The sequence below is a fragment of the Achromobacter xylosoxidans A8 genome (assembly GCF_000165835.1).
In the GTDB taxonomy this organism is placed as follows: Bacteria; Pseudomonadota; Gammaproteobacteria; order Burkholderiales; family Burkholderiaceae_B; genus Achromobacter; species Achromobacter xylosoxidans_B.
Genome location: NC_014640.1, coordinates 2,989,223 through 3,015,347, shown reverse-complemented (window position 1 = coordinate 3,015,347; position 26,125 = coordinate 2,989,223). Strand labels below are relative to the sequence as shown.

26 protein-coding genes are annotated in these 26,125 nt (G+C 65.1%); 5 read left to right on the top strand and 21 right to left on the bottom strand.

The window, feature by feature from the left end; genetic code table 11:
- Positions 1-37: 37 nt before the first annotated feature.
- From AXYL_RS14010 to rpsB, 18 genes are all read right to left on the bottom strand, one after another.
- Complete coding sequence (locus tag AXYL_RS14010) at positions 38-517, bottom strand: DUF2846 domain-containing protein (protein ID WP_013393454.1); 480 nt, start codon at positions 515-517, stop codon at positions 38-40.
- A gap of 96 nt (positions 518-613) precedes the next feature.
- Positions 614-1,084: a DUF2846 domain-containing protein gene (locus AXYL_RS14005; protein ID WP_013393453.1), complete on the bottom strand. Its 471-nt coding sequence runs from the start codon at positions 1,082-1,084 to the stop codon at positions 614-616.
- Positions 1,085-1,216: 132 nt separating this feature from the next.
- Positions 1,217-2,005 (bottom strand): TrmH family RNA methyltransferase, encoded by a 789-nt coding sequence (locus AXYL_RS14000; protein ID WP_013393452.1) that lies wholly within the window; start codon positions 2,003-2,005, stop codon positions 1,217-1,219.
- The gene (rnhB, locus tag AXYL_RS13995; RefSeq protein ID WP_013393451.1) at positions 2,002-2,610 is read right to left on the bottom strand and encodes a ribonuclease HII; all 609 of its coding nucleotides are present in this window, start codon (positions 2,608-2,610) and stop codon (positions 2,002-2,004) included. The genes AXYL_RS14000 and rnhB overlap by 4 nt, the downstream gene beginning before the upstream one ends.
- The gene (gene lpxB, locus AXYL_RS13990) at positions 2,597-3,793 is read right to left on the bottom strand and encodes a lipid-A-disaccharide synthase (RefSeq protein WP_013393450.1); all 1,197 of its coding nucleotides are present in this window, start codon (positions 3,791-3,793) and stop codon (positions 2,597-2,599) included. The genes rnhB and lpxB overlap by 14 nt, the downstream gene beginning before the upstream one ends.
- Positions 3,790-4,584: an acyl-ACP--UDP-N-acetylglucosamine O-acyltransferase gene (gene lpxA, locus AXYL_RS13985; protein WP_013393449.1), complete on the bottom strand. Its 795-nt coding sequence runs from the start codon at positions 4,582-4,584 to the stop codon at positions 3,790-3,792. Before lpxA ends, lpxB begins: the two co-directional genes overlap by 4 nt.
- Positions 4,585-5,040: a 3-hydroxyacyl-ACP dehydratase FabZ gene (gene fabZ, locus AXYL_RS13980; RefSeq protein WP_008167730.1), complete on the bottom strand. Its 456-nt coding sequence runs from the start codon at positions 5,038-5,040 to the stop codon at positions 4,585-4,587.
- A gap of 67 nt (positions 5,041-5,107) precedes the next feature.
- Positions 5,108-6,205, bottom strand: coding sequence for a UDP-3-O-(3-hydroxymyristoyl)glucosamine N-acyltransferase (lpxD, locus tag AXYL_RS13975; RefSeq protein WP_013393448.1), 1,098 nt, complete (start codon positions 6,203-6,205; stop codon positions 5,108-5,110).
- Between the two features lie 17 nt (positions 6,206-6,222).
- The gene (locus AXYL_RS13970; protein WP_013393447.1) at positions 6,223-6,783 is read right to left on the bottom strand and encodes an OmpH family outer membrane protein; all 561 of its coding nucleotides are present in this window, start codon (positions 6,781-6,783) and stop codon (positions 6,223-6,225) included.
- A gap of 109 nt (positions 6,784-6,892) precedes the next feature.
- Positions 6,893-9,226: an outer membrane protein assembly factor BamA gene (bamA, locus tag AXYL_RS13965; RefSeq protein WP_013393446.1), complete on the bottom strand. Its 2,334-nt coding sequence runs from the start codon at positions 9,224-9,226 to the stop codon at positions 6,893-6,895.
- Between the two features lie 53 nt (positions 9,227-9,279).
- Positions 9,280-10,611, bottom strand: coding sequence for an RIP metalloprotease RseP (rseP, locus tag AXYL_RS13960; RefSeq protein ID WP_013393445.1), 1,332 nt, complete (start codon positions 10,609-10,611; stop codon positions 9,280-9,282).
- Between the two features lie 56 nt (positions 10,612-10,667).
- Positions 10,668-11,867, bottom strand: a complete 1,200-nt coding sequence (locus AXYL_RS13955; protein WP_013393444.1) for a 1-deoxy-D-xylulose-5-phosphate reductoisomerase — start codon at positions 11,865-11,867, stop codon at positions 10,668-10,670.
- Entirely contained in the window at positions 11,864-12,721 is an 858-nt protein-coding gene (locus tag AXYL_RS13950) for a phosphatidate cytidylyltransferase (RefSeq protein WP_013393443.1), read from the bottom strand. Before AXYL_RS13950 ends, AXYL_RS13955 begins: the two co-directional genes overlap by 4 nt.
- 49 nt (positions 12,722-12,770) lie before the next feature.
- A complete protein-coding gene (uppS, locus tag AXYL_RS13945) occupies positions 12,771-13,535 on the bottom strand; it encodes a polyprenyl diphosphate synthase (RefSeq protein WP_013393442.1) in 765 nt (254 codons plus the stop codon).
- A gap of 179 nt (positions 13,536-13,714) precedes the next feature.
- Positions 13,715-14,275 carry a ribosome recycling factor gene (gene frr, locus AXYL_RS13940; protein ID WP_013393441.1) on the bottom strand — a complete coding sequence of 187 codons (561 nt, stop codon included), beginning with the start codon at positions 14,273-14,275 and terminating at the stop codon, positions 13,715-13,717.
- A 15-nt stretch (positions 14,276-14,290) separates the two neighbouring features.
- Positions 14,291-15,007, bottom strand: coding sequence for a UMP kinase (gene pyrH, locus AXYL_RS13935; RefSeq protein WP_013393440.1), 717 nt, complete (start codon positions 15,005-15,007; stop codon positions 14,291-14,293).
- Positions 15,008-15,105: 98 nt separating this feature from the next.
- Positions 15,106-15,984: a translation elongation factor Ts gene (gene tsf, locus AXYL_RS13930; protein ID WP_013393439.1), complete on the bottom strand. Its 879-nt coding sequence runs from the start codon at positions 15,982-15,984 to the stop codon at positions 15,106-15,108.
- A 179-nt stretch (positions 15,985-16,163) separates the two neighbouring features.
- The gene (gene rpsB, locus AXYL_RS13925; protein ID WP_013393438.1) at positions 16,164-16,913 is read right to left on the bottom strand and encodes a 30S ribosomal protein S2; all 750 of its coding nucleotides are present in this window, start codon (positions 16,911-16,913) and stop codon (positions 16,164-16,166) included.
- 843 nt (positions 16,914-17,756) lie between these two features.
- Between rpsB and map the strand changes: the two genes are divergently transcribed.
- The 5 genes from map (at position 17,757) to AXYL_RS13900 (ending at position 23,147) form a co-directional block, all read left to right on the top strand.
- On the top strand, positions 17,757-18,578 hold the full coding sequence (gene map, locus AXYL_RS13920) for a type I methionyl aminopeptidase (RefSeq protein ID WP_013393437.1): 822 nt from the start codon (positions 17,757-17,759) through the stop codon (positions 18,576-18,578).
- A gap of 19 nt (positions 18,579-18,597) precedes the next feature.
- Positions 18,598-21,204, top strand: coding sequence for a [protein-PII] uridylyltransferase (locus AXYL_RS13915; RefSeq protein WP_013393436.1), 2,607 nt, complete (start codon positions 18,598-18,600; stop codon positions 21,202-21,204).
- A 78-nt stretch (positions 21,205-21,282) separates the two neighbouring features.
- Entirely contained in the window at positions 21,283-21,996 is a 714-nt protein-coding gene (locus AXYL_RS13910; RefSeq protein ID WP_013393435.1) for a MarC family protein, read from the top strand.
- Between the two features lie 51 nt (positions 21,997-22,047).
- A complete protein-coding gene (locus AXYL_RS13905) occupies positions 22,048-22,533 on the top strand; it encodes a disulfide bond formation protein B (RefSeq protein WP_013393434.1) in 486 nt (161 codons plus the stop codon).
- Positions 22,534-22,625: 92 nt separating this feature from the next.
- The gene (locus tag AXYL_RS13900; protein ID WP_013393433.1) at positions 22,626-23,147 is read left to right on the top strand and encodes a M48 family metallopeptidase; all 522 of its coding nucleotides are present in this window, start codon (positions 22,626-22,628) and stop codon (positions 23,145-23,147) included.
- A gap of 76 nt (positions 23,148-23,223) precedes the next feature.
- On the opposite strand, the gene purF is transcribed toward AXYL_RS13900, so the two are convergent.
- From purF to AXYL_RS13885, 3 genes are read right to left on the bottom strand one after another with little or no spacing between them, the layout of a single operon-like run.
- The gene (gene purF, locus AXYL_RS13895; protein ID WP_013393432.1) at positions 23,224-24,744 is read right to left on the bottom strand and encodes an amidophosphoribosyltransferase; all 1,521 of its coding nucleotides are present in this window, start codon (positions 24,742-24,744) and stop codon (positions 23,224-23,226) included.
- 30 nt (positions 24,745-24,774) lie between these two features.
- Complete coding sequence (locus tag AXYL_RS13890) at positions 24,775-25,263, bottom strand: CvpA family protein (RefSeq protein WP_013393431.1); 489 nt, start codon at positions 25,261-25,263, stop codon at positions 24,775-24,777.
- On the bottom strand, positions 25,263-26,081 hold the full coding sequence (locus AXYL_RS13885) for an SPOR domain-containing protein (RefSeq protein ID WP_013393430.1): 819 nt from the start codon (positions 26,079-26,081) through the stop codon (positions 25,263-25,265). The genes AXYL_RS13890 and AXYL_RS13885 overlap by 1 nt, the downstream gene beginning before the upstream one ends.
- Positions 26,082-26,125: the final 44 nt, after the last annotated feature.

Here is a 26,125-nt window from a genome sequence, read left to right as displayed (position 1 = left end):
CGCCGATGGCGCGCCCTCCTTTAAAACATGGCCCAGATCAGGGGCGCAGCTTGACGCGCTCGCGCGACCCGGCGCCCCAATATTGCAGCGGCCCCATTTCCCGCTGGGCGGTTGCCTCCGACTCTTCCAGGCGCATGTCCTGGCGGCCCATGTTGGACGAATTGCCACTTACGCCTTCGATGCTCAAGCGCACGTAGCGGGTCTGGCCCGGGGCCAGCGTGAACGACAGTTTCTCGTCGTCGCGCAAAGTGTCGACCACGTACTGGCCAGCAGGCCGGTTCACATAGAAGAAGCTACCCGGCTTGGAGCGGCCGACCTTCAGGCCGTTCACGCGCAGGTACGGCTGGGCCGACACCACGCCAACCGGCGCCGGCGGCTGGTAAAAGTAGATGCGGCCCGTTTCCGGCACCATCATGGGAATGGAACTGGCAACCTCCTTGTACCGAGGACCGCTGCAACCCGCCAACAGGGCCGCGCCCAGCACGGCGGCAGCCACCAACTTGAACCTGCGCTTCATTCCGTCTTCTCCGGTTTGCCTGCCTCGCAGGCCATCAACGCTACGGCCCGGTGCGAACAGGTATATATATAAATCTAAAACATACATATTGTAATTTTACTCGTAGCGCAGCGGCTCGCGCTCGCGCCGGCCTGCGCCCCAATAACGCAGGTCCTTCATGGCCTGCAGGGCTTCGTCAGCGGAGGCCTCCAGCCGCAGGACCTGCCGCCCGCCCGCGATATCCACCCGCAGGTACTGGGTCTGCCCCGCGGCCAAGGGGACCTTGAGTGCATCCTTGCGCTCCTTGCGGTCGGTGGCGGTAATGACTTCCAACTCGCCTGGCGCGCGGTCCACGAAGAAAAAGCGGCCGGATTTGGAACGCCCGACCTTGCGGCCATCGACCAGGATTGCGGGCTGCGCGACTTTGTCGCCGTTGGGCGTCGCGGGCTGGTAGAAGTAGATCCGGCCTTCGGCAGCTTCCAGCGCCGGAATGCGGTCCGCCACGTCGCCATACCGGGGGCCGGCGCAAGCGGCTAGCAACAGCGCCACGCCCAGCGCGGCAAGACTCGATTTGATCCAGCTTTTCATGTCCCGTCCTTGATCCGGTCGCGCCCGGCCGAGCGGCTCAAGGCCACCTCGTTCAGGCAAACGGGGCAGTATAAAGAGGGGACGGTGCCTTCAATCGGCGGAAAAACGGCGAAACGCCGGGTTGCTCGGCCTTCAGCCCGGAGTGCCGCGCAAGGCTTGGCGCCGCTGCTCGAAGAGGCAGATCGCGGCTGCGGCGCCTACATTGAGCGATTCCACCGCCGCCATGTCGTGCGGTATGCGCACCTTGAGGCGCGCGGCGGCAAGCAGTTCCGCGGCCACGCCCTGGCCCTCATGGCCGAACACCCAGGCGCAGCGTTGCGGCAGCACGCCTTCGTACAGGTCGCGCGCCCCGTCCAGCGCGGTCGCCACCAGCGGTATCTGCAGCCGGGGCAGCAAGGCGGCCAGATCGACATGCTCGTGGATAGCCAGCGCGAAATGGGCGCCCTGGCCGCTGCGCAGCACCTTGGGAGACCAGGCGGCGGCGGTGCCCGTCGCCAGGAAGACGCGCTTCACGCCCGCCGCCGCGCAGGTGCGCAGCAGCGTGCCGACGTTGCCGGGATCCTGGATGCGGTCGAACAGCACGCAGTTCTCATCCACGGCATCGGGCAGGTCCAGGACCGGCGGCGTCACCTGAAAAGCCACGCCCTGCCCGCTTTCGACGGCTGCCAGGGACTGCATCAGGCGCGCGTCCAGGGCCAGGCAGTCGCGGTCCGGCACGGCGGCCGCCAGCGCCGCGATATCGGGCTGGGACAAGCGTTCCACGTCGAAGATCGCCTGATCGGGCGCGCCGTGATGCTGCAGCCAGGCCTGGCACAGGTGCACGCCCTCCAGCAGCACCGGCGCGCCGCGCTTGCCCGCCGTGACGGCGAGCTTGGCCAGCGCCTTGACCGCGGGATTGTCGCGGGAACTGATGTGCTTCATAAGCTCAGGCTAAAGGCCTTGATGGGAGCGAAGCTGCGCCGGTGTTCGGCGCAGGGGCCGTGCTCGCGCAGCATCTCCAGATGCAGCGCGGTGCCATAGCCCTTGTGCTGGTCGAAGGCGTACTGGGGATACAGGGCATGCAGACGCAGCAGGTCCGCGTCGCGCGCCGTCTTGGCGAGGATCGAGGCCGCGGAAATCGCGGGCACTAGGGCATCGCCTTTGATGACGGTCTGCACCGTGCAGCCCAGCTTGGGAGCCTGGTTGCCGTCCACCAGCGCCAGTTGCGGCATCGTGGACAAGCCCTGCACGGCACGCTGCATCGCGAGCATCGTGGCGCGCAGGATGTTCATGCTGTCGATCTCGGCGACGCTGGCGCTGGCGATGCACCAGGCCAGCGAGAATTCCTGGATTTCAAGCGCCAGCGCCTCGCGCGTGGCCGCCTTGAGCACCTTGGAATCCGCCAGGCCGGCGATGGGCCGCGCCGGATTCAAGATGACGGCAGCCGCGTAGACGGCGCCCGCCAGCGGGCCGCGGCCCGCCTCGTCGACGCCCGCCGTGACCATGGCTGGCTGCTCTGGCGCCGCGAACAGCTCAGGCTGCTCCACCTGCCACCTCCAGGATCGCCTGGGCGGCCAGCGCGGGCGTGTCGCGCAGCAGCTCCTGATGCAGAGCCGTAAAGCGCGCCTCGATGCGCGTCCGGCCCGCGTCGTCGGTCAGGGACGTCCAGGTCGCTTCCGCGAGCTTTTCGGGGGTTGCGTCGTCCTGCAGCAGTTCCGGCACGGCGAAATCGCGCAGCAGCACGTTCGGCAAGCCGACCCAGGGCAGGTAGGGCCGCTGCTGGCCGGACTTCCAGGCCATGATGCGGCGCATCCAGGGCGACAGCACGTAGGAAATCACCATGGGACGCTTATACAGAGCCGTTTCCAGCGTGGCGGTGCCGCTGGCCACCAGCACCGCCGTGGCGGCCTCCATGACGGTCCACGCCACCGGCGCCTGGCGCTCTCCGCCCTCGCCGTGCAGATCGTTCGCGGTGACGCAGCGCAGCCCTGGCACGGGGTACTGGGCCAGGATGGCCTGGAACTCCGCGCGCCGCTGGTCATTGACCATGGGCACCACGCATTGCAGCGCCGGATCTTTCTTCAGCAGGATCTGGGCAGCCTGCAGGAAACGCGGCGCCAACAGACGGATCTCGGACGAACGGCTACCCGGCAGGATCGCCAGCACGCGGGCGTTCTGATCGATGCCCAGACGCTCGCGCGCCGCGGCGCGGTCCGGCTGCATGGGCACGGCCCCGGCCAGCGGGTGACCCACGTAAGTGACCGGAATGCCTTCCTTGCGGTAGATCTCTTCCTCGAACGGGAACAGCACCAGCATGTGCGACACCGACTCGCGGATCTTGTGGATGCGCTCGTAGCGCCAGGCCCAGATCGACGGTCCGACGAAATGCACCGTGGGCGTGCCTGCCTGGCGCAATTGGTGCTCCAGGCGCAGGTTGAAGTCCGGCGCGTCGATGCCGACGAATACGGCGGGCGGCTCCGCCAGCCAGCGCTGCTTGACGTTCCGATAGGTGCCAAGCAGGCTGGGCAGGCGCTTGAGCGCGTCGACATAGCCGAACACGGTCAAGGCGTGCATGGGATGCCAGGCATCGAAGCCGCGCGCCTGCATCTGCGGCCCGCCTATGCCCTCGCAGCGGATGCCGGCGTCGCGCGCTTGCAGACCGGCAATGATGCGACCGGCCAGCAAGTCGCCCGAAGGCTCGCCGGCCACCATGCCGATCCGCGTGCTCATGGACGGATGATGCCGCGGCTCGCGACGTCCAGGAAGTCCAGCAGGGTTTGCAGATGCGGGGCGACCTCGGGCTCCGCCTGCTGGCGGGCACGCATTTCGGCGCGCGCCGCGTCCAGCGACAGGCCTCGGCGGTAAATGAGCTTGTAGGCGTCGCGCAGGGCCGAAATGGCGGCGGGCGTGAAGCCGCGGCGCTTGAGGCCTTCGACGTTGACGCCCACCGGGCGGCAAGGATTGCCCGCGGCCAGCACGAAAGGCGGCGTGTCCTGCATGAGGGAGCTGTTGCCGCCCGTCATGCTGTGCGCGCCAATGCGCGCAAACTGGTGCACACCGGTCAGGCCGCCCACGATGGCCCAATCGCCGACGTGGACGTGGCCGCCCAGCTGCACCGAATTGGCCAGAATGGTGTTGCTGCCAATGTGGCAGTCGTGCGCCACGTGCACGTACGCCATGACCCAGTTGTCGTCGGCTATCGTCGTGACCCCGCCGTCCTGCACGGTACCCGTGTTGAGCGTGACGAATTCCCGGAAGGTGTTGCGGTCGCCGATTTCCAGGCGCGTAGGCTCGCCCTGGTACTTCTTGTCCTGCGGCATGCCGCCGACCGAGCAATAGCGGTAGAAGCGGTTGTCGCGGCCGATGGTCGTCACCCCGTCCACCATGCAGTACGGGCCGATCTCGGTGCCCGCGCCGATGGTCACATTGGGACCGATGGTCGCGAACGCACCCACGACGACGGTCGGGTCGAGCTTGGCCGCCGGATCAACGACGGCGGTGGGGTGAATGTTTCCTGCCATTTACTCTTCCAGGCTGCGAATCGCGCACATCAGCTTGGCCGAGGCGACTTCCTGGCCGTCCACCGTCGCGCGCGCTTGGTACTTACAGATGCTGCGGCTCAGGCGTTCGGCTTCCACCTCGATGCGCAACTGGTCGCCCGGCACCACGGGACGGCGGAAACGCGCGCCGTCGATGCCGACCAGGTAATACGCGGTCTTGGAACCTTCGCACTTCAGGCCGCCGTTCTCGTCCGTAAACGAGAACAGGGCGGAGGCCTGAGCCATGGCTTCCACGATGAGCACGCCCGGCATCACCGGGTGGTGCGGGAAATGGCCGTTGAAAAACGGTTCATTGATCGAGACGTTCTTGATGGCCACGATGGACTTGCCGGGCACCATTTCGACGACGCGGTCAATCAGCAGCATCGGATAACGATGCGGCAGTCTCTCCATGATCCCCTTGATGTCGAGTTCCATTTTTCTATGCTTTCCTGCGAAGTAAAGTAATCGTGCGGCGCGGACGCGCCAGGGGCGGCAATGCGCCCTAGTCTTTTTCCAGCGTCCGCACGCGCCGGCGCAACTGCGCCAACTGTTGTATCACGGCGGCGTTGCGCTGCCATTCGCCATGTTCCGCATACGGGAAGACCCCGGTATAGCGGCCAGGCTTCGAAATGCTGGAGGTCACCGCTGTGCCTCCGGAAATATGCACATCGTCGCCCAGCGTCAGGTGTCCCGACAGCATGGCCGCACCGCCGATGGTGCAGCGCTCGCCGATGGTGGTCGACCCGGCCACGCCGACGCAAGCCGCAACGGCGGTATGCGCGCCGATCCGGCAGTTGTGGGCGACCATGATCTGGTTGTCCAGCTTCACGCCATCGGACAGGACGGTGTCCTCCAGCGCCCCGCGGTCGACGGTGGTGTTGGCGCCGATCTCGACGTCGTCACCGACGGTCACGCCGCCGAGCTGGGGAATCTTGCCCCAGGCGCCCTTGCCCAGCGTCGGGTCCGGCGCAAAGCCGAAGCCGTCCGCGCCCAGCACGGCGCCGCTATGGATGATCGCGCGCGCGCCCACTTTCACCCCGTCATACAGGGTGACATGGGCGTACAGGCGGCTGCCGGGTCCAACGGACGAGCCGGCGCCGATGACGCAGCCAGGTCCGAGCACGGTATCGCGGCCGATGCGGGCGCCGGATTCGACAACGCAATTCGGGCCGATACGCACGCCCTCTTCGATGATGGCGTCAGCGGCGACAACCGCGGAGGGATGCGTGGACGCGGGCAGCGCGGGGCGCCTGGCGGCGTCGAACCACTGCGCCAAACGGGCGTAAAGCAGATAGGGATGCTGACAGACGACCAGCGCGAACGGCGGCCGGGCGTGGCCTTCGGCTTCCAGAGCCTGGGCCACGTCGGGCGAGACGATGACCGCCCCTGCTTGCGTGGCGCCTAGCTGACTCTGGTAGCGGGGGTTGGCCAGGAAAGCGATTTCCTGCCGACCCGCCGATGACAGGGTTCCGATGCCGCAGACCCGCATGGGGTCTGCACCTGGAACCGCACTGATACGCCAGTCCATTCCCTGGGTGTTGGCGGCGCTCAACAGTGTTTCCAGCGTTGGCGCGCGGGCAAGATCCAGTAAAACCGGCATAGCTTGACAGGTGCTGCTTACTTGCCCAGGCTCTGGATCACCTTGTCGGTGATGTCGATGCGCGGGTTGACCGTGACGGCGTCCTGAATGATCAGGTCGTAGCTTTCCTGTTCGGCGATGCGCTTGATGGCGTCATTGGCCTTCGTCACGATGCCGGAGAACTCTTCGTTGCGGCGGCGGTTGAAGTCTTCCTGGAACTCGCGGCGCTTGCGCTGCAGGTCGGTATCCAGGTTGGACAGTTCGCGCTGGCGCTTGACGCGGTCGGACTCGGACAGAACGGGAGCGTCCTTGTCGAACTTCTCGGCTTGCGAACGCAGGCTGTTATTCAGGCGCTGGAGCTCGTCGTCGCGCTTCTTGAATTCGGCTTCGATCTTGCTTTGCGCTGCCTTGGCCGGACCCGACTCGCGCAGGATCCGCTCGGTATTGACGAAACCGATCTTCGTGCCTTGGGCCTGCGCGGGAATCGCTGCAGCCGAACCGAGAATGAGCGCACCTACCAGGGCAATCGAGCCGCCCAGCTTGCCGCGGCGCTTGGCGCGCAGCGAATTCGAGGATTTAAGTGCGGAATCAGACATCATGAAAATCTCACCTTCCAGTAAGGCAAAGCCAAAGTGTGTATTGTGCCACTAAACAGCAAGGGAGCCGGCTGAGCGCCCCTCCCCCTTGTTTTCAAGCGTAACGACGCGCTTAGAAACCCGTTCCGATCTGGAACTGGAAACTCTGCTTGTCGTCGCCCGACTTCGAATTGAGCGGACGGGCGTAGGACAACTGCAACGGCCCCATCGGCGACTGCCACGACAGGCCGATACCGGCCGAGAACCTCCAGCCGCACGGATCCTCGACCTCGCTGCCGGGCTTGCCGCCGGTGCAGCTCTGGCCGCTGCCCGCCGATACCTGGCCGGCGTCCGAGAAAATGAACCAGCGCAGCGTGCGGTCCTTCGACGCGCCCGGGAACGGCAGATAGAGCTGCGCGTTGGCGATGACGCGCCGCGTGCCGCCCAGGTAGTCGCCCGTCTTCGAATCGCGCGGACCCAGCGACGAGCCTTCGTAGCCGCGCACCGTGCCGATACCGCCGGCATAGACGTTCTTGATGATCGGGTAATCCTTGCTGCCGTAGCCCTGCCCCCAATCGACCATGCCATTCAAGGCGAGGGTATAGGAGCCGCCCAGCGGCACGAAGTACTGCTGCTGCGCCGTCAACATCGTGTACTGCAGATCGATGGTCGACAGATCGGCCTTCAGGCGGGTGTAGCCGCCCTTGGTCGGGGCCAAGCCGCTGTCGCGCGTGTCCTTCGTCCAACCGGTGGTGAAGATCACCGAGTTGGTCGCATCGCCGTAGTCCCTGACGAACTTCTCATAGGCCGCCGGCGAGTTGTTGAACAGGTCGATCTGGTTGCGTTCGACGTTCGCACCCAGCATGATGCGGTCGTATTCCGAGATCGGCACGCCGAAGTTCATGCCCAGGCCCATGGCCTTGACGCGGTAGTCGCCGTCGTTGTTGTTCCAGGGCTCGGTCACGCGATAGTAGGCGGACGTGGTGCGGCTGATGCCGTCCTTGGTCCAGTACGGATCGGTGTGCGACAGCACGATGGCACGGTTGGTCTTGCTGGTGTTCAGCTGCAGGGTCAGGTTGGTGCCGCTGCCGAAGACGTTGTCTTCGCTGATACCGGCCGACAGAATGGCCTTTTCGGACGAGCCGTAACCCACGCCCAGGTTGATCATGCCGGTGGGCTTTTCCTTGACGTCCACGTTGACGTCGACCTGGTCGGGAGAGCCCGGAACCGGATCGGTCTTGACGTTGACGTCGCTGAAATAGCCCAGGCGGTCGACGCGGTCGCGCGAGGTCTTGATGTCCTTGGCGTCGTACCAGGCAGCTTCCTGCTGGCGCATTTCGCGGCGCACCACTTCGTCGCGCGTGCGGGTATTGCCGCCGATCTGGATGCGGCGCACGTACACGCGGCGGCTGGGGTCGACGTAGAACGTCAGGTCGGCCTCATGCTTGGCGCGATCCAGCTGCGGGTTCGGGTTGACGTTGGCGAAGGCATAGCCCAGTTCGCCCAGGTAGTCGGTAATGGCCTTGGCCGAGCCGTTGGCCTTGGCGGCCGAGAACGTCTCTTCCGGCTTGATTTCGACCAGCGCGTTGATTTCCTTGTCCAGGCCCAGCAGATTGCCGGCCAGCTTCACGCTGCGCACCTTGTAGGGCTCGCCTTCGTGGACAGTAATCGTGATGCGGATGTCCTTGCGGTCCGGCGAAATCGTGACCTGGGGCGGCTCGACCGAAAATTCCAGATAGCCCTGATCCAGGTAGAACGAGCGCAGACGCTCCAGGTCGCCCTCGAGCTTTTCACGCGAGTACTTGTCGGTATCGGTGTACCAGGTCAGCCAGCCCGGCGTGGTCAGCTTGAATTCGTCGAGCAGATCGCTTTCGGAGAAGGCCTTGTTGCCGACGAAGCGGATTTCCTGGATGCGCGCGACCGAGCCTTCGAACACGTCGAAGCTCACGCCCACGCGATTGCGGGGCAGCGGGGTCACGGTGGAAGTCACTTCGATGCCGTACTTGCCCTTGGACAGGTACTGCTGCTTCAGTTCGTATTCGGCGCGCTCGAGCATGGAGCGGTCGAAGATGCGGCCTTCGGCGAAGCCCACTTGCGCCAGCGAGGTGGTAATGGCCTTGGAGTCGAACTCGCGCATGCCATTGAAGTTCACCGACGCGATCGTGGGACGTTCCTGCACGACCACCACGACGACATTGTTGTCCGTCTGGATCTGCACGTCGGTGAAAAAGCCGGTGCCGTACAAGCGGCGGATGGCTTCGGTGGCTTCTTCTTCGGTGAACTTTTCGCCCACCTTGACGGGGAGATAGCCGAAGACGGTGCCGGCGTCAGTCCGTTGAATACCCTCTACGCGGATATCCCGCACGACAAAAGGGTCGAAGGCGTGGGCGATGGCCGGAACCAGCAGTGCGGCGATCAAACCCGGCAGTACACCCTTTTTGTGATGAAACATCCGGCGAAAAGACATCCTTGAGTATCCTCGGTCGTGCAAATGGCGGGGGATTTTATGCTAAATCGCGTTCAAGTGAACAAACGCGTGAAATCATTGAACAGCGCAAGCCCCATCAGGCTTGCCAATAAACCTATGCCGGCGCGCTGTCCGATATCGATCCACCTTGCTGGCGGCGGGCTACCCCGCACAATTTCGACGAGATAGTACAGCAGATGGCCACCGTCCAGCATGGGAATAGGCAGCAAATTTAGTACGCCCAGGCTGATGCTGATCAAGGCGATATAGGCGATATACGCAACAATTCCGATTCTGGCGGTCTGGCCGGCGTAATCCGCGATGGTCACCGGGCCGCTGACATTGCGCCAGGAAACGTCGCCCGTCACCATGCGGCCCATCATGCGCAGGGAGAACCAGGCCGTGTCCCAGGTGCGGACCGCGCCTTTCCACAGGCTCTCTAACACGCCGTAGCGCACAGTCACCATGGGGATGTCGCCGCCCAGCTGGACGCCCAGTCGGCCGATCACCTGGCCGTTGACGGTCTCGGCGCGCGGCGTGACGTTCAGCGAAATATTGGCGCCGTCGCGCGCCAGCGTGAGCGCCAGGGTCTTGCCGGCGCTTTCCTGGATCTGCCGGACCAGGGCCCCGGTATCCGGCGTGAGCACGCCATTCACGGCCAGCACCAGGTCGCCTGCGCGCAAGCCGGCCGCCTGCCCTTCGCCGCCATCGTTGACGACGCGCACGGCGGGCTTGGGCTGGGCCAGCCGCACGCCGGCCGCCGCCAACGGGTCGCCGCCCGCCGGGTCCATGCTGTTGGACGGCAGGATCAGTTCACGCTGCTGCACCGCGCCCGCGGGGGTCTTGACCTCGATCCGGGCGCTGCCGCCAGTGGCCATGACGTCCATCAGACGCCAGCGCGCGTCCGACCAGGAGGCGACTTCTTCGCCGTCGATGGCAAGGATGTGGTCGCCCGAGAGCAGGCCCGCCTGCGCCGCCGGCGTGCCAGCGGCGGGCTGGGCGATGACGGCCACGGGCTCTTCGGTGCCGGCCATGTTGAGGCCGGCGTACAGGAACACCGCGAGTATCAGGTTGAAAATGGGGCCAGCGGCCACGATGGCAATGCGTTGGCCGACGGGCTTGCTGTTGAAAGCGCCCGCGACTTCCGCCGGGCTCGCGCCAGCAGGAGGATCGTCCTGCATCTTGACGTAGCCGCCCAGCGGCAGGGCCGAGACAGCCCATTCCGTGCCGTGGCGGTCGGTGCGACGCAGGATGACCTTGCCGAACCCCACCGAGAAGCGCAACACTTTCACGCCGCACAGGCGGGCCACCCAATAGTGCCCCAGTTCATGGAAGATGATCAGGGAGCCAAGCGCAACCGCAAAGGCCAACAGGGTGAAAAGCATCGAGGTCGGAGAAATCTAGAAAATCAGAGGCTGGCGAGCGACGACGATGACCTGTATCAGGCCAGGCCCAGGCTGCCCGCGAAGACGCGCGCGTCGGAGTCAAGGGCGAGCACGTCGTCAAGACTGTTGAGCGTAACAGATGCTTGCCGTGCCTGCCACTCCAAGGAAGCCTCGATAACCCGCGGAATCCAGGTGTACGGCAGGCGCCCGCCCAGGAAAGCCTCCACGGCGATCTCGTTGGCGGCATTCAGGGTCACGCAGGCCCCCTGCCCGGCCCGCAGCGCCGCGAAGGAATGCGCCAGGCATGGGAAACGCGCCAGATCGGGCTTCTCGAAGTCCAGCCGCCCCAGGCGAGTCAGATCCAGCGGACCGACGCCACTGTCCAGGCGTTCAGGAAATCCCAGGCCGTAGGCGATGGGGGTGCGCATATCCGGCTGGCCGAGCTGTGCCAGCACCGACCCGTCGTCGTACTCCACCATGGAATGCACCACGCTTTGGGGGTGCACCACCACTTCGATACGGTCGGCGGGCATGGCAAACAGCCAATGCGCCTCGATCACCTCGAGGCCCTTGTTGAGCATGGTGGCGGAATCCACCGAAATCTTGCGGCCCATGCTCCAGTTGGGGTGGGCGCAGGCCTGGGCCGGGGTCACTTCGTGCAGATCTTCCAGGTCGCGCCCGCGGAACGGGCCGCCGGAAGCAGTCAGGAGCAGGCGGCGCACGCCCGGCGCCGGGCTTTCCGGCGCCGTAGCACGCCCACCATGGGGCAGGCATTGGAAAATAGCGTTATGTTCACTGTCGATAGGCAGCAGTTCGGCGCCGTTATCGCGTATGGCCTGCATGAAGAGCGAGCCAGCCGCCACCAGCGCTTCCTTGTTGGCCAGCAGCACGCGCTTGCCGCTGCGGGCGGCCGCCAGGGCGGCGGGCAGGCCCGCGGCGCCTACGATGGCCGCCATGACCGAGTCGCATTGGGGATCGGCGGCGGTATCCGCCAAGGCCTGCGCGCCCACCCGGATCTCCGGCATGGGCCGCCCGCCCGCCCAGGCCGCGGCGAACTTCTTGCGGGCCGCCGCGTCGGGCACCACCACGACTGCTGCGCGGCTGGCCTGCGCCTGCTCCGCCAGGCGCGCCATCTGGCTGTAGGCCGACAAGGCATACACCGCCAGCCGCTCGGGGTGGCGGGCGATCACATCCAGCGTGCTTTCACCGATCGAACCGGTCGATCCCAGCACGACGACGCGTTGAAAAGCCGTCAAAACAACACTCCAGACAAAAGTAGCGCAAACGGCGCGACCGGGAGAATCGCGTCAATGCGGTCATAGACCCCACCGTGGCCCGGCAGCAGCGTGCTGGAATCCTTGCGGCCGGCGCGCCGCTTGAGCAGCGACTCGAACAGGTCTCCCACGATCGACACCACGCCCAGCAGTGCAGCGATGGGCAGGGCCAGCCAGAAGCTCCAGCGCTCGACCAGCGCGTGCCCGTAAGTGCCCTCCCAGAGGCTGGAAAGACCGATCCAGACCACCGCCCCCAATACGCCGGCGACCGCGCCTGCGATCGTCTTGCCCGGGCTGACCCGCGGCGCCAGTTTACGCTTGCCGAACGCTCTGCCGGCAAAATATGCGGCGATATCGGCGACCCAGACCAGCGCCAGCAGCGACACCACGAAACCGGGGCCATGGGCCACGAACATCTGCGCCAGCACGGCCCAGGCGGCGAATGCGGCAGGCACGGAGAAAGCCGACCAGCCCAAGCTGGCGGGAGGCGCGTCGGAGCGGCCGCGTACTACCGCCGCCAGACCGCCGAACAGCCAGACCGCCGCCACCGCCGGCACCAGATAGCGCAACACCCAGGCGGGATCGGCGATGCCCGTGCCGCCACCCGCCAACCAGGCGGAGGTCAAGGCCAGCATGCCGGCGAACAGCAGGACGGCAACGCCTACGGCGATAAAGGGGGATGGCGGCTGCGGCAGCGTCAGGCGCAGCCACTCCCAGTTGGCGCAGGCGGCAGCCAGCGCCAACAAGGCAACGAACCACCAGGGGTTCGCGCTGATCATTGCGGCAGCCAGAATGGCCAACAGAACGACTGCGGTAACGATACGCTGGCCCAACATATGACGGTCTCCTCGTGTACTGCCCTGGAAAGACGCGCTGGTCGTCCGCTTATTGCGCGCCGTCTTGGCTGAGTTGCGCGCTGGTGCGGCCGAAACGGCGTTCGCGCGTGCGATACCAGTCAAAAGCGGCCGCGAGTTCTGCGGCGCCGAAATCCGGCCAGTAGCGGTCCGTGAAGTAGAACTCCGCGTAAGCCATCTGCCAGATCAGGAAATTGGAAATGCGCTGTTCGCCGCCAGTGCGGATGAACAGGTCGGGCTCGGGGGCCCAAGCCATGGACAGGTGCCGGGACAGGCGTTCCTCGTCCACCAGTTGGGGCTGCGAGGCCAAACCCGGTTCGGCGGCCAGCATGGCGCGGGTCGCCTGCAGAATGTCCCAGCGTCCGCCATAGTTGGCGGCAACCGTCAGGTGCAGGCGGTCGTTGTGCGCCGTGCGTTCCTGAGCGGCGAAGATCAGCTCTTGCAGGCGGGGCTCGAAGGCGGACAGGTCGCCAATGACGTGCAAGCGCACGCCCTGCTCGTCCAGCTTGCCGATCTCGCGCTCCAGCGCTTGCACGAACAGGCGCATCAGCAGTGACACTTCCTCGGCGGGACGCCGCCAGTTCTCGGAACTGAAGGCGAACAACGTCAGATAGCGCACGCCGGCGCGGCCGCAGGCCTCGACGACGCGCCGCACCGCCTGCACGCCTTTGGCGTGGCCCGCGGTGCGCGGCAGCAGCCGCCTCGTCGCCCACCGGCCATTGCCATCCATAATGATGGCCACGTGCTCGGGAATGTCGCGGGTAGCGGGAACCGCCTGGGTCGAACTGGTTGCCATTGGTCTGGAGCTGCGCGCGGTGAAACGGCGAAAACGGAACTACATGAAGAAAAGCCTGCGCCGTCGTTCCATCGTTACGCAGCAACGCTGCGGACCAATGGACAGGACGGCGCTCAGGCAGGAAATCCTGGTCGCCAGGGCGATACGGCCTAGCCTATCACCCTGGCGGCATCCAGGAATTATACGGTCATGATTTCCGCTTCTTTTTGCGTGACCATCTTGTCGATCTCGGCCACGCTGCGGTCGGTCAGCTTCTGGACGTCATCCTGCGAACGACGCTCGTCGTCCTCGGAGATTTCCTTGTCCTTGACCAGCTTCTTCAGCGCTTCATTGGCTTCGCGGCGCAGGTTGCGCACGGCCACCTTGGCGTCCTCGCCTTCGCTACGGACCACCTTGGTCAGGTCGCGGCGGCGCTCTTCGGTCAGGGCGGGCATCGGCACGCGGATGGTGTCGCCCATCGACATGGGGTTCAGGCCCAGGTCCGATTCGCGGATCGCCTTTTCAATGGCGGCGGCCATGCTCTTCTCGTAGGGCTGCACGCTGATGGTGCGCGCGTCCACGAGGTTCACGTTGCCGACCTGGCTGATCGGCACGGGCGAACCGTAGTACTCGACCTGCACGTGGTCCAGGATGCCGGTATGGGCGCGGCCCGTGCGGATCTTGGCCAGGTTGGTCTTGAGCGTGTCAAGCGACTTGGCCATCCTGGCTTCGGCGGATTTGCGGATTTCTGCGACGCTCATGGCGTTTCCTTTTCTTTAGACGTGTACCAAGGTGCCTTCGTCTTCGCCGCTGACGACCCGCTTGAGGGCGCCGGACTTATTGATCGAAAACACTTTGATCGGCAGCTTCTGGTCACGGCACAGCGCAAAGGCCGTGGCGTCCATGACTTCCAGCCGGCGGACGATCGCTTCGTCGAAGCTGATGCGCGAGTAACGCGTGGCGGTGGGATCCTTGTTGGGATCCGCGCTGTAGATGCCGTCGACCTTGGTGGCCTTCAGCACGATCTCCGCCCCGATCTCGGCGCCGCGCAACGCAGCGGCCGTGTCCGTGGTGAAGAAGGGGTTGCCGGTGCCTGCCGCGAAGATGACGACCTTGCCCTCTTCGAGGTAGCGCAGCGCCTTCGGGCGGATGTACGGCTCGACGACCTGGTCGATGTTCAAGGCCGATTGCACGCGGGTGTCGACACCCTTGTGCTTGAGCGCGTCTTGCAGCGCAAGCGCGTTCATGATGGTGGCCATCATGCCCATGTAGTCGGCGGTCGCGCGGTCCATGCCCTGCGCGCCCGGGGCGACGCCACGGAAAATGTTGCCCCCGCCGATGACGATAGCCAATTCGACGCCCGTGGCGGCGACTTCGGCGACCTCATCGGTCATGCGGACGATGGTGGAGCGGTTGATGCCGAATGCATCGTCGCCCATCAGCGCCTCGCCGGAAAGTTTGAGAAGAACCCGTTTGTATGCTCTGCTGCTCATAGGTGATATCCCGAAGAACAATCCGACGAAAGTGTAAGACAAGAAATAGGCCGGACTAGAATTTAATCTAGCGCCGGCCCTTAAGCACTACCCTGGGGTCAGGCGCGGCCAGCGGCGGCGGCGGCGACCTCAGCGGCGAAATCGCTGGTCTTCTTCTCGATACCTTCGCCGACAACGAACAGCACGAACTTGCTGATCGAAGCGCCCTTTTCCTTGAGCATCTGCTCAACGCTGTGCTTGTCGCTCTTGACGAACGGCTGCGACAGCAGGGTGACTTCCTTCAGGAACTTCGCGACCGAGCCTTCGACCATCTTGGCGACGATTTCAGCCGGCTTGCCGGATTCGGCGGCCTTCTGTTCGGCGACCGAGCGTTCGGCAGCGATGTCGGCGGGGTTCACGCCGTCGGCGTTCAGCGCCTTGGGCTTGGTGGCGGCGATGTGCATCGCCAGGTCCTTGCCCACTTCTTCCGCGCCGGTGTATTCGACCAGCACGCCGATCTTGCCGCCGTGCACATAGCTGGCCAGGGCGTTCGGGGTCTCGATGCGCTCGAAGCGGCGGATCGAGATGTTTTCGCCGATCTTGCCGATCAGGGCGGTGCGGGTGGTTTCGACCGTGCCGTCGCCGTAGGGCAGCGCCGACAGGGCTTCCACCGTGGCGGGGTTCTGCGTGGCAACCAGCTCGGCCAGCTTGTTCACGAAGCCGACGAAGTCGTCGTTCTTGGCAACGAAGTCGGTTTCGCAGTTGATTTCGATGACGGCGCCCTTCTTGGCGTCGGCGGAGATGAACAGACCGATCAGGCCTTCAGCGGTGACGCGGGCGGCAGCCTTGCTGGCCTTGTTGCCCAGCTTGACGCGCAGGATTTCCTCGGCGCGGGCCAGGTCGCCCTCGGCTTCCGTCAAGGCCTTCTTGCACTCCATCATGGGGGCGTCGGTCTTTTCGCGCAGTTCCTTGACCAGGGCAGCGGTAATTTCAGCCATGTTTGCTCCAATTTGCTAGAACATGCCCCGGCAGGCCGGGACAGTGGTTTGATTCGATGGGACATCCGCGACTAGCGGATCAGGAAGATGGGAGCCCACCTTCGCATTGCCGGCGAGGCGGGAGCGGACCCGCATTCGGAACCGCTCCCAGACGCTAACCGCCGGACATGACAACAGGCTTAGGCCTGGTTGTCCTGCACTTCGACGAACTCTTCCTGACCTTCGCCCAGCTCTTCGACCAGACCGTTCAGGTTCTGTTCGCGGCCTTCCAGCACGGCGTCGGCGATGCCCTTGGCGTACAGCGCGATGGCCTTGGCCGAGTCGTCGTTGCCGGGGATGACGTAGTCGATGCCGTCGGGCGAGTGGTTGGTGTCAACCACGGCGACCACGGGAATGCCCAGCGTCTTGGCTTCGGCGATGGCGATCTTGTGGTAGCCGACGTCGATCACGAAAATGGCGTCAGGCAGACCGTTCATGTCCTTGATGCCGCCGATCGACTTGTTCAACTTGTCCAGTTCGCGTTGGAACAGCAGGCCTTCCTTCTTGATCATGCGCTCGGCGCCGCCTTCGGCGACCACGACTTCCATGTCCTTCAGCCGCTTGACCGAGGTCTTGACCGTCTTGAAGTTGGTCAGCATGCCGCCGAGCCAGCGGGCGTCGACGAAGGGCATGCCGCAACGGGCGGCTTCGGTGGCGACCAGCTCGCGCGCAGCGCGCTTGGTGCCGACGAACAGGATGTTGCCGCCGCGAGCAGCCAGCTGCTTCACGAACTTGGTGGCTTCCTGGTACTTATCAACCGTCTTTTCGAGGTTGATGATGTGAATCTTGTTGCGATGGCCGAAGATGTAAGGGGCCATCTTGGGGTTCCAGTAGCGGGTCTGGTGACCGAAGTGGACACCCGCTTCCAGCATTTCGCGCATCAAAGACATAACTTTCTCCAAGGGTTGATTTCTTGCGCCGCACCTGCATCAGCCTCTGGCTGACACCCTGGGTGGTGTTGCGCGCGATTTCCCGCAAATGCGGGATGACAAAATTTTAACCGGGCCGACCGATCACTGCCGCAATAACTACGACGCCTGGGGCGCCTTCTACTACGCTGCCGCGATAAACCCAGACGGCCGCCACGACCAAGAACCTTGCACCGCATGCTTGCAGGCGCTTGTCCAGACCCACCAGGAATTTCCTGGAAGTTTCCGGCGGTTTCCCGAAAGCGCACCCGGACCTGTTTTGTTGGCGGCGAAATCCAGCTCTGGAAAATCCAGCTCTTCGCGTTCAAGCGTGGGGCTTTACGCCCCGGCTTCAGTTCGATCGCGCATCAGACCATCGGGGCATTTCTTAAGAAAACGCGAACGTTTTCAAGAACTTAAGCCGACATCCATACCGAGTCCAAACCCTGAGCCTGCATCGCCGCTCTAAAACATGACCGGGCTTACAAGCACGCCGCGTCCCAGCTTGCGCCCGCATCTGCACGCCGCCAGCCACGCCCAACCCGACTTGGCTCCAGCAGGCGCCCCGCTCGTAAGATCCACGACCTGCCCGATTTCGCTCCACAACCTTCGCTTGCGGTGAAACTTCAGAGCCTGCCGCCGATCACTATGAATGGACCGCCGCTAGTGCCTGCCGGGTGTGCCTGACCTGCGACCAAGCCGCTGCCAACACCCGCCGGGTTCAGCCTTTGCCGTAACCCGATTGCTCCCCAAAATTTTAGGGAAGCCTATAATTCTACTATTCTTTCAAGCAGACATTCAAGCGAGACATCGCGAAGCGACTCCATGGGCACTATTACCAATCAGGCCGACCTAGCCAAGATGCGCGCCGCCTGCCAGGACGCGGCCAAAGTCCTCGATTTCATCACCCCTCATGTCAAGCCTGGCGTCACCACCGGGGAACTGGACCGTCTCTGCCTGGAATACCTGACCGATGAGCTGGGCGTGAAGTCCGCCACCGTGGGCTATGCGCCCCCGGGTTACCCGCCCTTCCCCGGCGCCATCTGTACTTCGGTCAACCACCAAGTCTGCCATGGCATCCCTGGCGACAAGGTGCTGAAAAACGGGGACGCGCTGAACATCGACGTCACCATCATCAAGGACGGCTGGTTCGGCGACACCAGCCGGATGTACGCGGTGGGCGAGCAGTCCATATTGTCGCGCCGCCTGACCGAAATCACCTTCGAATGCATGTGGAAAGGCATCCAGCAGGTGAAAAACGGGGCCACGTTGGGCGACATCGGCAACGCGATCCAGAAGCATGCCGAGGCCAACGGCTTTTCGGTGGTGCGCGAATTCTGCGGCCATGGCATCGGCCAGCGCTTCCATGAAGACCCGCAGGTGCTGCACTATGGCAAGCCTGGCACCGGCGTGAAGCTGACCACGGGCATGCTGTTCACCATCGAGCCCATGATCAACGCCGGACGCCGCGAGATCCGTCAGTTGTCCGACGGTTGGACGGTGGTCACCCGCGACCACAGCCTGTCGGCGCAATGGGAGCATGCTGTCTGTGTCACCGAAACCGGCTATGAAGTCCTGACCCTGTCGCCGGGCATGCCCCAGCCGCCGGCCTTCATTACCGAACCCATCATCATCCCCGCACTCTGACGCACCTGCTCCAGCCACCATGACCGCCGCATCCCTCAGCGCCCTGCGCGAACGCATCCAGGAAGCCCGGCGGACCGCGGTGGCGCAGTTCCGCACGCACCTGCGGCCGGACACCCTGCTGTCCGAGCAGCGCCGCATCGTCGACGCCGCCCTGCGCGACCTGGTGAAGCACTGCCCGCTGCCTGCCGGTGCCACGCTGGCGGCCGTGGGCGGCTATGGCCGGGGCGAGCTTTACCCGCATTCCGATGTCGATCTGCTGATCCTGCTGCCGCACGCTCCCACGCCCGACGATGAGTCCGCCATCGAAAAGCTGGTGGCTTCGCTCTGGGACCTGGGCCTGGAACCCGGCCACAGCGTGCGCACCATCGAGGACTGCGAACGCGAGGCCGACGCCGACATCACCGTGGAAACGGCCCTGCTGGAGTCCCGCTGGCTGGCCGGCAGCCGCACGCTGATGAAGCAATTCGAAGCCGCGACCAAGTCCCGCCTGGACCCGCGCGCCTTCTTCCGCGCCAAGCGGGTCGAAATGCAGCAGCGCCACGCCCGCTACCACGACACACCTTACGCGCTGGAACCGAACTGCAAGGAATCTCCCGGCGGCCTGCGCGACCTGCAGGTCATTCTGTGGATGGCGCGCGCGGCGGGCTTCGGCAATAGCTGGCGTTCCGTGGCGCAGGCCGGCCTGCTGACCTCATCGGAAGCGCGCGACCTGCGCAAGGCCGAACAGGCTTTCAAGCGTCTGCGCATCGAATTGCACCTGCTGGCGAACCGGCGCGAGGACCGCGTGCTGTTCGACCTGCAGCCGGCCCTGGCCGAGGTCTACGGCATTCACGCCACCGCCACCCGCCGCGGCAGCGAGCTGTTGATGCAGCGCTACTACTGGGCGGCGCGGCTGGTGACGCAGCTGAACGGCATTTTGGTGCAGAACATCGAGGAACGGCTGTTCCCGCGCCCGGACAGCGACGCGCGCGACATCGACGACGATTTCCGCAATCTGCGCGACCGCCTGGACATCATTCGCGACGACGGCTTCGAACGCAATCCCACCCTGCTGCTGCGCGCCTTCCTGGTGATGCAGCAGCATCCGGAACTGACCGGCATGTCGGCGCGGACGCTGCGCGCCATCTGGCATTCGCGCCACCGCATCGACGCGCAGTTCCGCCGCAACCCGGTCAACCGCAAGCTGTTCCTGCAGATCCTGCAGCAGCCGCGCGGCATCGTGCATGAGTTGCGGCGCATGACCATGCTGAACATCCTGCCGCGCTACCTGCCGGTGTTCCGCCGCATCGTCGGCCAGATGCAGCATGACCTGTTCCACGCCTACACAGTGGATCAGCACACGCTGGCGGTGGTGCGCAACCTGCGACGCTTCACCATGCCGGAACATGCCCAGGAGTATCCGCTGGCCAGCCAGCTGATCGCCGGCCTGGACCGGCACTGGCTGCTGTATGTGGCGGCGCTGTTCCACGACATCGCCAAGGGCCGCGGCGGCGATCATTCCGAACTGGGCGCGCGCGAAGTGCGCAAGTTCGCGCAAGAACACGGCATGGAGCCCGAGGACACCAAGCTGGTGGAATTCCTGGTCCGCCAGCATCTGCTGATGTCGGCCGTGGCGCAGAAGCGCGACCTGTCCGACCCGGCCGTGGTGCAGGACTTCGCCGCCACCGTGAAGGACGAGCGCCACTTGACCGCTCTGTATCTGCTGACGGTGGCCGATATCCGCGGCACCAGCCCCAAGGTCTGGAACGCCTGGAAGGGCAAGCTGCTTGAAGACCTGTACAAGCTGACGCTGGCCGCACTCGGCGGCGCCCACGCCGACGCCCACACCGTCCTGACCGAACGCAAGGAAGAGGCCGCCCGCCTTACCCGCCTGGCGGGCCTGCGCGACGACGCCCGCGAAGCCTTCTGGAACCAGCTGGACGTGGCGTACTTCCTGCGCCACGACGCCTCGGACATTGCCTGGCACACGCGCCATCTGTACCACCAGGTCGCTCCAGCCCAGGCGGTCGTCAAGGCCCGCCCCATCGAACAAGGGGAAAGCCTGCAGGTCATGGTGTACACCCGCGACGCGCCCGATCTGTTCGTGGCGATTTGCGGCTACTTCGACGCCAAGTCGCTCTCCATTCAGGATGCCCGCATCCACACCACGCGCCACGGCTGGGCGCTGGACAGCTTCATCGTGCTGCTGCCGGAAGGCGCCAGCGACCTGCGAGCGCAGGCCACCCTGGTCGAGCATGAACTCGCCGAACGCCTGAAAGATCCGCATGCCGCCGCCCAGCAGCAGCCCGCCCGTGGCGGCTACTACGGGCGGGGCCGCCAGTCGCGCGTGTCGCGCGTGTTCCCGGTCATGCCGCAGGCCGAATTGCAGCCCGACGAGCGCAGCACCTCCTGGCGCCTGTCGGTAACCGCCACCGACCGTCCTGGCCTGCTGCACGCCCTGGCGCGCGTCTTCGCCCGCCACGAGGTGAACCTGCTGATGGCCAAGATCATGACGCTGGGCGACCGCGTCGAGGACGTGTTCATCGTCGATGGATCGGCGCTGGCGCGCCCGCGCAGCCAGATGCAATTCGAGCGCGACATCCTGGACGCCCTGGCGGGCGAGGAAACGCAACAGCGCGCCGCCTGAGCGCGGCAGGCCCCTGGCATCGCCAGCGCCGCCGGGACCGCATACAATCCCGGTTTTCGGCCAGGCGATACCCTCCCCATGGAGCTAAACGATTATCTGCGCGTTTTCGGCACCAGCTTCTTTTTCGCGCTGGCCACCCTGCTGCCGTTCCTGAACCCGCCCGCGATCGCGCCGATTTTCTTGTCGCTGACCGAAGGGGCGTCGTCTTCCACCCGCATGGTGCTGGCCAAGCGCGTGGCCATCAATGTCTGCTTGATGCTGATCGTGGCCATGGTGGCGGGCAACGTGCTGCTCAGTTTCTTCGGCATTTCCCTGTCCATCGTGCGGGTCGGCGGCGGCATGCTCGTGATCGCCAGCGCCTGGCGGCTGGTGAATTCGCCCGACGCCGACACTGAGCGCGTGGCGCGCATGGCCGAGTCCTTCACCCCCGAAATGGCCAAGGCGCGGGCGTTCTATCCCCTGACCTTTCCCATCAGCTGCGGCCCAGGCTCCATCGCCGCCGCCATCACCGTGGGGGTGTCGCTGCGCGACCAGAACCACGTGCTGAGCCTGGTGCGCCTGGGCGGCTCCATCCCAGGCATTATCGTCGTGTCGGTAACGCTCTACATCTGCCTGCGCTTTGCCGCGCAGATGCTGCACCGCCTGGGCGACAATGGCACCGCCGTGTTCATGCGCCTGTCGGCATTCATCATGCTGTGCCTGGGCGTGCAGATCTTCTGGGAAGGTTCGCGCGAATTGCTGCTGGGCGTGCTGCAGCAAGTGATGCAACCAATTCCGATTCCCAAGGCCTAAGCCTGGCCGGACGCCGCGTCCGGCCCCTTTTCCAACCCTTGCAAAGCAACAATGACTTCTCGCTCAGAACGCCTGCTCCGCCTGATCGCCCTCTTCTGCTTCGGCGCCGTCGGCCTCGCCCTGGTTTCGCAGCACGTCTTCGACATGCCGCCCTGCGCCTGGTGCGTCATGCAGCGCCTGATCTACCTGGTGATCGGCGTCGTCGCGCTGGTCGGTGGATTCGGCGGCGGACGCGCCCTGACGCGCCTGTGCGGCGCGCTCGCCGCACTGCTGTCCCTGAGCGGCATTGCCGCCGCCTGGTACCAGTACAGCGTGGCCGCCAACATGCTCTCCTGCGACCAGACCTTCGCCGACCGCTTCATGACCGGCATCGGCCTGGAAAGCGCCGTGCCGCCGTTGTTCGGCATCTATGCCACCTGCATGGACGCCAAAGTGCCGGTGCTGGGCATCGAGTACGCCTTGTGGAGCCTGGCGCTCTTCGTCATCATTTTCTTCATGGCGCTGCCGGTCGTGTTCCGGCGCGGCGGGTCGCAGTAACTGCCCCATCCCGATGCCGCCCGCGGCCTCGCGGGCGGCGGCCAAACGCCGGGAAGCCTGACCGCGCCCCCGCCGGCGCCCTCGTCTTGATCATGTCCACCCTGAAATACCTGACCGGATATCCGGAATCCCTGCTCACCCAGGCCCAGAAGCTGCTCGACCAAGGCAAGCTGGGCGCGGCGCTGCTGGCGCGCTACCCGTCCGGACCGCACGACGTCCGCACCGACCGGGCGCTCTATCAATACGTGACGGACCTGAAGAACGCCTACCTGCGCAACGGCGACCAGATCAACAAGGTCGCCTTCGACAGCAAGATCCACGTGATCCAGCATGCGCTGGGCCAGCACACCTATATCTCACGGGTGCAGGGCGGAAAGCTCAAGGCCAAGCATGAAATCCGGGTGGCGACGCTATTCAAGACCGTGCCGGCGGAATTCCTGAAGATGATCACGGTGCATGAGCTGGCTCACCTGAAGGAGAAGGACCATAACAAAGCCTTCTACAACCTGTGCCTGCGCATGGAGCCGCAGTACCACCAATACGAATTCGACTTGCGGCTATATCTGACACATCTGGAAGCCACACGCGAAACCTTGTGGAAGGGCGCGGCCTGATTTCCCAGGGCAAGTGCCCAGCAATAAAAAATGCCGTCCCGAAGGACGGCATTTTTCTTGCCAGCAGGCAGACGCGTCAGGCGTCGCTGGCCGCGTAGCCCATGTTGAACTGCAAGCCGCTGGCGCCGCCTTCCTCGCCGGGTTCGGCGCGGGACTGACCCAGCCGAGCCAGGTACTCGGCGGTGATGTCGCCCGTGACGTACTCACCGTCAAAGCACGAAGCCTCGAAGCGCGACAGCTTGGGATTGATGTCCCGCACCGACTGCTGCATGTCGTGCAGGTCCTGGTAGACCAGCGAGTCGGCGCCGATGGCGCGGGCGATTTCCTCGTCGTTGCGGCCGGTGGCGATCAGTTCGCTCTGCGTGGGCATGTCGATGCCGTAGACGTTCGGGAACCGCACCGGAGGCGCGGCCGAGGCGAAGTACACCTTGTTGGCGCCGGCGGCGCGGGCCATGTCCACGATCTCGCGGCTGGTGGTGCCGCGCACGATGGAGTCGTCCACCAGCAGCACGTTCTTGCCCTTGAACTCCATGCCAATGGCATTGAGCTTTTGGCGCACCGATTTGCGGCGCACGGCCTGGCCCGGCATGATGAAGGTGCGGCCCACGTAGCGGTTCTTGATCAGGCCTTCGCGGTAGTCCAGGTTCAGGCGGGCGGCCAGCTGCATGGCGGCGGGACGCGAAGAATCCGGAATCGGCATGACCACGTCGATGTCGCCCAGGCGCATGTTGCGCGCCACCTTGTCGGCCAGGTATTCGCCCATGCGCAGGCGGGCGTCGTACACCGACACGCCGTCGATCAGCGAATCCGGACGCGCGAAGTACACGTATTCGAAAATGCAGGGCACCAGTTGGGGGTTGTCGGCGCACTGGCGGCTGACGAAGCGGCCGTCCAGATCGACGAACACTGCTTCGCCCGGCTCGACGTCGCGTACGAAGGCGAAACCGCTGCCTTCCAGCGCCACGGATTCCGAGGCCACCATCCACTCCACGCCCTCTTCGGTTTCCTGGCGGCCGATGCACAGCGGACGGATGCCGTTGGGATCGCGGAAGGCCAGCAAGCCGTAGCCGGAGATCTGCGCCACCACGGCATAGGCGCCGCGCACGCGCTTATGCAGGGCCGACACGGCGCGGAAAATGGCATCGTCATCCAGCGACACGCCGTTGGCCGACGATTGCAGCTCGTGCGCCAGGACGTTCAGCAGGACTTCGGAATCGGAGTTGGTGTTGATGTGGCGGCGGTCCACGCGGTAAAGCGATTCGCGCAGCTCGCGCCAGTTGGTCAGGTTGCCGTTGTGGGCGAACATGATGCCGAACGGCGCGTTGACGTAGAACGGCTGGGCCTCTTCCTCGCTGGCGCTGGAGCCCGCGGTGGGATAGCGGACCTGGCCGACGCCCGACGTACCCGGCAGCGCGCGCATGTTGCGCGTGCGGAAGACGTCGCGCACCAGGCCGTGCGCCTTGTACATATTGAATTGGTTGCCTTGCGACGTCGCGATGCCCGCGGCGTCCTGCCCGCGATGCTGCAACAGCAGCAAGCTGTCATAGAGCAGCTGGTTGACCGGCCCGCGCCCGATGACCCCTACGATTCCACACATGGTGAGCTTTCCTGGTTGATTTAAAGCTAATCAATACGGCAGCCACGTCGCCAGGGACGGCGGCAGCCACGTCTTGATATGTTTGATGGCCTCGATGGCCGAATGCGAAAACATGGCGTCCTTCCACCACGGCTCTTCCGGCAGCGGCGTGTAGCCTGCGGCGGCGACCAGCGCCAGCACGATCAACAGGCCACGGGCCAGCCCGAACATCCCGCCCAGGCCGTGGTCGGCGGGACTCAGTCCTGTACTGCGGATCAAGGCGGCAAGCGTCATATTGACCAACCCCACGCCGAGCAGCACGATGATGAACACTGCCGCGTACGAAACTCCCATGCGCAGCAGCGTTGTTTCAATATAGGGCTCCAACCAGGCATAGACCGTGGGGCCCCACCATATCGCGGCCACAAAGGCCAGCAGATAGGCGACCAGCGACAGCACCTCTTTGAGCAGGCCGCGCACCAGGCCCAGCACACCCGAAACCACCAGGATGGCCAGCACGACGAAGTCGAAACCGGTCACTATTGGGCGGCGATGAAACCATTGTCATAGCCCAGGGTGCGCAACCGCGCCTGGGCCGCCTGCGCCGCCTCGCGCGAGGGGAACGGCCCCACCCGCAGACGGTACTGCTGCTTGCCATTGATGGTGGCTTGTTCAACGAATGCGTTGGTCACGCCGGCCTGGTGCAGCTTGCCGCGCCGCGACTGGGCGTCCTCGGACGTGGTGTAGGCGGCGATCTGCAATACGAAATTACCTTTCGCGGCCGGCTTGGGCGCGGGCGCCGACGCGGCGGGCGCCTGGCGTCCTTCCAGCAGGGCCAGGGCGCGCGCGCCGTCATCCGAGCGGGTATCGGGCTTGGGCGCCGGCTTGGGTTCGGGTTTGGGCGGCGTGGCCGGCTTGGCCTCGGGCTTGGGCGGCGTAACGGCTGCGGTCACCGGCGGCGTCGTGGGCTGTGTCGCCGGGGGCGTCGTCGGGGTTGCCGTCGCGGGCGGTTGTACGGACGTGACCGGAGGCGGTGTAGGGATGGCCGAAGGATCCGTCGACGCAGCGCTGCCCGGCGCGGGCGTCTGCGGCGTGGCGACCTGCGGTTCGCTCACTTGCGGCTGGAACGGCGTGTTGCGTTCCGGCACCCTGATGGGAATGTTGTCGTCGACCGGCGTGGGCTGCGAATCCAGCACCATGGGCAGGATGATGACGGCTGCCAATACCAGCGCGACAGCGCCTGCCAGCCTGCGCCGCGCGCGGCCGCGCAGCTCCGCAGCCTGCACCTCGCTGGGCACTGCCGCCCGCTTGGAGGGCTGCGCCTGGTCGGCAGGATCTTTGCGTTTGAAAAAACCCATGGAGGAGAATTCCTTGCGGCGATATGGCGGCGGGCCGCCGGACG

What these genes read in the sequence shown, in the direction of transcription:
- AXYL_RS14010 (WP_013393454.1), bottom strand. Translation starts at nt 517, where the DNA reads ATGAAGCGCAGGTTCAAGTTGGTGGCTGCCGCCGTGCTGGGCGCGGCC.
- AXYL_RS14005 (WP_013393453.1), bottom strand. Translation starts at nt 1,084, where the DNA reads ATGAAAAGCTGGATCAAATCGAGTCTTGCCGCGCTGGGCGTGGCGCTG.
- AXYL_RS14000 (WP_013393452.1), bottom strand. Translation starts at nt 2,005, where the DNA reads ATGAAGCACATCAGTTCCCGCGACAATCCCGCGGTCAAGGCGCTGGCC.
- lpxB (WP_013393450.1), bottom strand. Translation starts at nt 3,793, where the DNA reads ATGAGCACGCGGATCGGCATGGTGGCCGGCGAGCCTTCGGGCGACTTG.
- lpxA (WP_013393449.1), bottom strand. Translation starts at nt 4,584, where the DNA reads ATGGCAGGAAACATTCACCCCACCGCCGTCGTTGATCCGGCGGCCAAG.
- fabZ (WP_008167730.1), bottom strand. Translation starts at nt 5,040, where the DNA reads ATGGAACTCGACATCAAGGGGATCATGGAGAGACTGCCGCATCGTTAT.
- lpxD (WP_013393448.1), bottom strand. Translation starts at nt 6,205, where the DNA reads ATGCCGGTTTTACTGGATCTTGCCCGCGCGCCAACGCTGGAAACACTG.
- AXYL_RS13970 (WP_013393447.1), bottom strand. Translation starts at nt 6,783, where the DNA reads ATGATGTCTGATTCCGCACTTAAATCCTCGAATTCGCTGCGCGCCAAG.
- bamA (WP_013393446.1), bottom strand. Translation starts at nt 9,226, where the DNA reads ATGTCTTTTCGCCGGATGTTTCATCACAAAAAGGGTGTACTGCCGGGT.
- rseP (WP_013393445.1), bottom strand. Translation starts at nt 10,611, where the DNA reads ATGCTTTTCACCCTGTTGGCCTTTGCGGTTGCGCTTGGCTCCCTGATC.
- AXYL_RS13950 (WP_013393443.1), bottom strand. Translation starts at nt 12,721, where the DNA reads ATGTTGGGCCAGCGTATCGTTACCGCAGTCGTTCTGTTGGCCATTCTG.
- uppS (WP_013393442.1), bottom strand. Translation starts at nt 13,535, where the DNA reads ATGGCAACCAGTTCGACCCAGGCGGTTCCCGCTACCCGCGACATTCCC.
- frr (WP_013393441.1), bottom strand. Translation starts at nt 14,275, where the DNA reads ATGAGCGTCGCAGAAATCCGCAAATCCGCCGAAGCCAGGATGGCCAAG.
- pyrH (WP_013393440.1), bottom strand. Translation starts at nt 15,007, where the DNA reads ATGAGCAGCAGAGCATACAAACGGGTTCTTCTCAAACTTTCCGGCGAG.
- tsf (WP_013393439.1), bottom strand. Translation starts at nt 15,984, where the DNA reads ATGGCTGAAATTACCGCTGCCCTGGTCAAGGAACTGCGCGAAAAGACC.
- rpsB (WP_013393438.1), bottom strand. Translation starts at nt 16,913, where the DNA reads ATGTCTTTGATGCGCGAAATGCTGGAAGCGGGTGTCCACTTCGGTCAC.
- map (WP_013393437.1), top strand. Translation starts at nt 17,757, where the DNA reads ATGGGCACTATTACCAATCAGGCCGACCTAGCCAAGATGCGCGCCGCC.
- AXYL_RS13915 (WP_013393436.1), top strand. Translation starts at nt 18,598, where the DNA reads ATGACCGCCGCATCCCTCAGCGCCCTGCGCGAACGCATCCAGGAAGCC.
- AXYL_RS13910 (WP_013393435.1), top strand. Translation starts at nt 21,283, where the DNA reads ATGGAGCTAAACGATTATCTGCGCGTTTTCGGCACCAGCTTCTTTTTC.
- AXYL_RS13905 (WP_013393434.1), top strand. Translation starts at nt 22,048, where the DNA reads ATGACTTCTCGCTCAGAACGCCTGCTCCGCCTGATCGCCCTCTTCTGC.
- AXYL_RS13900 (WP_013393433.1), top strand. Translation starts at nt 22,626, where the DNA reads ATGTCCACCCTGAAATACCTGACCGGATATCCGGAATCCCTGCTCACC.
- purF (WP_013393432.1), bottom strand. Translation starts at nt 24,744, where the DNA reads ATGTGTGGAATCGTAGGGGTCATCGGGCGCGGGCCGGTCAACCAGCTG.
- AXYL_RS13885 (WP_013393430.1), bottom strand. Translation starts at nt 26,081, where the DNA reads ATGGGTTTTTTCAAACGCAAAGATCCTGCCGACCAGGCGCAGCCCTCC.